Source organism: Streptomyces sp. NTH33, from assembly GCF_003236365.1.
GTDB lineage: Bacteria > Actinomycetota > Actinomycetes > Streptomycetales > Streptomycetaceae > Streptomyces.
The window spans coordinates 1-5290 of sequence record NZ_POTZ01000469.1 but is presented as its reverse complement, the minus strand read 5'-3'; the positions used below and the strand labels follow the sequence as shown (position 1 = coordinate 5290).

The window sequence follows — 5290 nt, the reverse complement described above, 5'->3', positions numbered from 1 at the left end:
CGGACCACTCCCACCTCCAGCGGCACGTCGGCTCGGCGGTCGCCTACAACGTGTGGCAGTACTGCCAGGCGAGCGGCGACACCGAGTTCCTGCACACCAAGGGCGCCGAGATGCTGCTGCAGATCGCCCGCTTCTGGGCGGACTCGGCCACCTGGGACGAGGACCTGGGACGGCACCGCATCCGGGGCGTGATGGGCCCCGACGAGTACCACGACGCCTACCCGGACGCCGACCGGCCCGGCATCGACGACAACACCTACACCAACGTCACGGCCGCCTGGGTGCTCAGCCGGTCCCTGGCGGCGCTGCGCGCCCTGCCCGAGCCGCGCCGCCGTGAACTCGCCGAGCGCACCGGCCTGGACGACGGCGAGCTCGAGCAGTGGGAGGACGTCTCCCGCACGCTGTACGTCCCCTTCCACGACGGCGTCATCAGCCAGTTCGAGGGATACGGCGGCCTCGCCGAACTCGACTGGGCCGACTACCGGAAGCGGTACGGCGACATCCGCCGTCTGGACCGGATCCTGGAGGCCGAGGGCGACAGCGTCAACCGCTACAAGGCGTCCAAGCAGGCCGACGTACTCATGCTCGGCTACCTCTTCTCCCCGCCCGAACTCGCCTCGCTCTTCCGGCGGTTGGGTCACCACCTCGACGACGGCCTCTGGCAGCGCACCGTCGACCACTACCTGGACCGCACCAGCCACGGCTCCACCCTCAGCGGCCTGGTGCACGGCTGGGTCCTGGCCCGCGCCCGCCGCGCCGGGGCGTGGACCTTCGTCCAGGAGGCCCTGCGGAACGACATCGCCGACCTGCAGGGAGGCACCACCGGCGAGGGCGTCCACCTCGGCGCCATGGCCGGCACCCTCGACCTCGTCCAGCGCGGACTGCCCGGCCTGGAGACCCGCGAGGACGCCCTGTGGCTCGACCCCGTCCCGGTGCCCGAGCTGTCCTCCTACGGCTTCGCCCTCCGCTACCAGGGCCAGTGGGGTGTACGGCTGCGCCTGGAGCACGGTCGCATGGAGATCGTCGTACCCCCCTCCGACCGTTCACCGATCGACGTGCGCCTGCCCGACCGCGCCGTCTGCGTCCAGCCGGGGGAGACCTGCCGACTGATCCTGCCCGAGTGACCCGAGTGAGCAGACCGGGAGATCCGCGGAGGCCCGTCACCAGAGGCCGATGAATACCCCCGGGGGTACTTGTGTTAGCCTCGGCTGCATACCCCTGGGGGTAATCATCTCCGTGAAGGGAGCCTCTCGTGTTCTTCGCCGAGACGCACATGCGCGACGACTACGTCTCCGGCGGTCCGGAACTCGCCCGGCTCACCGGAGCCTCCTGCCCGGTTCCTGTGGGAGCCCGTGTCCGCTTCGCGCTCACGCCCGTGGAGGGCGGCGGCACCGTGACCGTCGACGCCGGGTCGCCCCTGCGTGCGACGGCGCCCTCGGGGCACGCCTCCTGCGCCCTTCGGCGGGACCGGGTGCGGGCCGCCGCCGCGGCCCCGCCGGGCGTCACGCCAGCGACAGGAACAGCTTCTCCATGCGGGCCCGCATCTGGGCGGCGTCCTCGCCGTTCGTCCGGCCGGACTCGATGTCGGCCACGCACTTCTGCAGGCCGGTGGCGATGATGGCGAAACCGGCGCGGTCCAGGGCGCGGGAGGCGGCGGCGAGCTGTGTGACGACCTCCTCGCAGTCCCGCCCCTCCTCGATCATCCGGATCACGCCGGAGATCTGGCCCTGCGCACGGCGCAGCCGGTTCAGGACGGCCTTGAGGTCGGCGCCCTCGAGCTCCAAGTCCACGATCACTCCTCGCGAAATACCCCTAGGGGTACTGTACGTCCTGATTCGGGACGGCGTCGACCACCCCCCTGTCCGGAAAGGATCCGAACTGCCATGACCACTCCTCCCGCGCCCATGTCCCTCGCCGTCGAGCAGGCACGCCCCCGGCTCGACGAGCTGATCGTCATCGACGTGCGCACGCCCGGCGAGTATGCCTCGGGGCACCTCCCCGGCGCCCTCAACATCCCGCTGGACCGTGTCCGGCAGGCACTCCCGGAGATCCGGCAGGCCGCTGCGCGCGGCGACGTCCTCGTCGTGTGCGCCTCCGGTGCCCGCTCGCAGAAGGCCTGCGCGCTGTTGGCCGAGCAGGGCGTGTCCACCGCCACCCTGATCGGCGGCACCGGGGCGTGGGCCGCCGCGGGCCACGAACTGAACCGGCCCGTGGCCTGCGAGACGCGGGCCTCCTGGAGCATGGAGCGCCAGGTGCGCTTCACCGCGGGCACGTTGGTGCTGCTCGGCCTGGTCCTCGGCCTGCTCGTGCACCCGGCCTTCCAGATCCTGTCGGCGGGCGTCGCGGGCGGGCTGGTCTTCTCCGCCCTCACGAACACCTGCGGTATGGCCGTCCTGCTCGCCAAGCTGCCCCACAACCGGCCGCGCTCGGCCCGGCTCGACGCGACGCTCGAGGCCCTGCGGAGCCGGTGAGGCCCGCCGGACGGCCGGGGCGTCCGGACCCGGGCACCGGTCCGGACGCCCCGGCCGTCGTGCGTCGTGCGTCGTGAGGGGCCTGGAGGATCAGCCGGCGGACGTCGTGGCAGGACGTGCGACGAGCGCGATCGCCCCCAGGTGGGCCCGGTGGCGGCGGAAGACCCGGCGCATGCGCAGTGCCCGGCGCAGGGCCGTCGGGTCCCGCAGGGCCCGGCCGGTGATGCGCAGGGCCTGCGCGAGTCCCTCGTCGGCGACGAGCCGCCGGGGTTCGAGCAGCGCCATCGGCGTGATCCGCCGAGCGGTGACGGTGAAGCCCCCGGTGGCCAGCAGCTCGCTCCAGCCGGACGGGGTGAGGGGGCGGGCGCCGACGTGGAGCGCGTCGGCGAGATCCGTGCCGATGCGCTCGGCGAGCGCCGGGTCGAGGCCGTCGGGCACTCTCCCGAGGCGTCACCGGGAACGGTGCGTCCGTGTACGGCCGCAAGCAGCCGCGGAGGAAGGGCACTTCGCGATCGACGAGGAACGCGCGCAGGATCACGTGGCCCATGGCCATCGCCAGCGCACCGTCGGCACCCGGGTGCGGGGCCGGCCACTCGTCGGCGGACTTCACGCCGTGCGTGGACCGTACGACCCTGTCGTGGGCCCAGCGGTCCCGGTGGAACCCCTCCCGCCGCCGTGCGTTGTCGTCGCTCTCCATGGCAGGGAACGCCAAGTCGGCCGAAAGAGTTGGTCGTTGGGCCGAAGGCCCCTTCCACCACAGCCAAGGTCCTTGGCCCGCCCACCGTGCCGGGGGCCAACGGCCCTACAGGCAGGGCCACTCGGCGGTACGGCCGGACTCCCGCGCGGTGCAAGCTGGCACTGATCGAATCGGAGGCAGCGCATGTACGACCACACCCGGTGCCGGCCCGGCCGCTTCCCCCGTCCCAGGCCGAGGCCGGCACGTCGTACGACATGCGCCCCCCTTCGGCTCGGTCACCGTCCGGCCGCCGGCCACGTCTGCCCTGACTCCCGGGCGGCCGGACGCACACGTGGGAGACACCGGTGAACGCCGGGCCGCCACCGGCGTCCGCGGAGGGCCGTGCGGCGGCAGTGTCACGATGCGGGGAACGGCCGTTCATCGTGATCCGGGAGTCCACGCGGTCCTGTCCGCCGGCCTGCCCGCACCGCTGAGGCCCGAGCCCGGGCCAACGCCCCGGGCGCACACGTCCCTTGCAGCAGGAAGCCCCCGGAAGGGTCAGACGATTCGGGCCGGAATCCCCGGACTTCAGGCCAGGGAGCACGTCAAGTCGCCTTCTCCGTCTACCTGCCCGCCCACCTGAGGACCGGCTACGGTCTGGGTCGGGCGGACGCCGCGAACCGGATGACCGGGTTCGTGCTGCCGGCCGTGGCGATGCGGCCGGCCGGCGGCTGGCTGTCGGACCGCATCGGCGCGGTGCGTGTGCTCGCCGGAGCGTTGACCGTGGTGTTCGCGGGCGCGCTCGTGCAGTCCGTGACCCCTTCGCCGGCCCCGACCGGCACCGTCGCCTTCCTCTCCATGGCCACCGCGCTCGGCGCGGGCAGCGGCGCCGTGTTCGCCCTGCTGGCCCCGGCCGATCAGGGCGGCTCGGTCACCGGCATCGTCGGCGCCGCCGGCGGTCTGGGCGGCTTCCTGCCGCCCCTGGTGAGGGGGGCGCTGTACGGCGCCTACGGCTCGTACGCGACCGGCCTGGTCCTGCTGGGCCTGGTCGCCGCCGCGGCCCTGGCCTTCACCGCAACCGGCGTGCGCAGTGCCGTCACCCGGCGCGGCCGCCGGGTCGTCCAGCCCCGACTGCGCTGACCGGCCGGGCCGAACCGGTCCGCCCGTTGCCGTCCGGGGCGACGGCCCGCGCAGCGGGGACGGCCTCCTTCGCCGCGCCGGGTAACCTGGCGGGGTGACCGGCTCGGATGCAACTGTCTCGTTCCGGCTCGCGTACGTCCCCGGGGCGACGCCCGCCAAGTGGGTGCGGATCTGGAACGAGCGCCTGCCCGACGTCTCCCTCACCCTTCTCCAGGTCCCGGCCGCCGAGGCGCCCGAGGTGCTGCGCGGCGGCGCGGCGGACGCGGGGATCGTACGTCTGCCGGTGGACCGCACGTTCTTCAGCGCGATCCCCCTCTACACCGAGACGACGGTGGTGGTCATCCCCAAGGACCACCTGGTGACGGCCGTGGACGAGGTGTCCCTGGCGGACCTCGCCGACGAAGTCGTCCTCCACCCCCTCGACGACGTCCTCGGCTGGGAACGGCCGCCCGGCGAGCCCGCCTTCGAGCGGCCCGCCACCACGGAGGACGCCGTCGAGCTGGTGGCGGCGGGCGTGGGCCTGCTCGTCGTCCCCCAGTCGCTGGCCCGCCTCCACCACCGCAGGGACCTCACCTACCGGCCGGTCGTCGACGCCCCGCAGTCGAGCGTCGCGCTGTCGTGGCCGGAGGAGGCCCACACCGACCTGGTCGAGGAGTTCATCGGGATCGTCCGCGGCCGGACGGTCAACAGCACCCGGGGACGCACCCGGACCCAGCCCCAGGCTCCGGACCGGCGCGAGGACCAGCGAGCCGACGGCAAGGGCACCCGCCGCAAGCCCGCGACGACGGGCCGGTCCGCCAGGACGACGACCCGCGACCAGCGGGGCGGCGGCGCCAAGGGCGGCCGACGGGGCAGGCCGGGCCGCAGGTCGTAGCCACGAGACGCGGGGAAGCGGGCCGCGTGGGGCGTACGGCCCTGGCAGCGCGCCCTCGGTTTGGTCCGGACCAAAGGTGATCGGCTGCTACCGTCGCCGCGAAGGAGACGACCGGGAGGGGGCCGTGGT

At 73.9% G+C, this 5290-nt stretch carries 5 protein-coding genes and 1 pseudogene; 4 read left to right on the top strand and 2 right to left on the bottom strand.

Translation table 11 applies throughout. The features are described from left to right. A partial coding sequence (locus C1I97_RS30675; protein WP_309147840.1) for a glycosyl hydrolase family 65 protein occupies positions 1-1124 on the top strand: 1124 nt, incomplete at its 5' end. A 378-nt stretch (positions 1125-1502) separates the two neighbouring features. Here the strand turns inward: C1I97_RS30675 and C1I97_RS30670 are convergent. Further along, positions 1503-1790, bottom strand: coding sequence for a metal-sensitive transcriptional regulator (locus C1I97_RS30670; protein ID WP_073952275.1), 288 nt, complete (start codon positions 1788-1790; stop codon positions 1503-1505). A 93-nt stretch (positions 1791-1883) separates the two neighbouring features. Between C1I97_RS30670 and C1I97_RS30665 the strand changes: the two genes are divergently transcribed. Then, positions 1884-2471 carry a rhodanese-like domain-containing protein gene (locus tag C1I97_RS30665; protein WP_111006348.1) on the top strand — a complete coding sequence of 196 codons (588 nt, stop codon included), beginning with the start codon at positions 1884-1886 and terminating at the stop codon, positions 2469-2471. A gap of 90 nt (positions 2472-2561) precedes the next feature. On the opposite strand, the gene C1I97_RS40260 is transcribed toward C1I97_RS30665, so the two are convergent. After that, positions 2562-2909, bottom strand: coding sequence for a hypothetical protein (locus tag C1I97_RS40260; protein ID WP_181446992.1), 348 nt, complete (start codon positions 2907-2909; stop codon positions 2562-2564). Between the two features lie 847 nt (positions 2910-3756). Here C1I97_RS40260 and C1I97_RS30650 point away from each other — a divergent pair. Both C1I97_RS30650 and C1I97_RS30645 read left to right on the top strand, forming a co-directional pair. Then, positions 3757-4287 (top strand): annotated as a pseudogene (locus C1I97_RS30650) (MFS transporter); the annotation flags it as partial. 94 nt (positions 4288-4381) lie between these two features. After that, complete coding sequence (locus tag C1I97_RS30645) at positions 4382-5161, top strand: LysR family substrate-binding domain-containing protein (protein ID WP_111006346.1); 780 nt, start codon at positions 4382-4384, stop codon at positions 5159-5161. The last annotated feature ends 129 nt before the right edge of the window (positions 5162-5290 follow it).

Coding starts and splice junctions, on each gene's coding strand:
- C1I97_RS30665 (WP_111006348.1), top strand. CDS start 1,884: ATGACCACTCCTCCCGCGCCCATGTCCCTCGCCGTCGAGCAGGCACGC.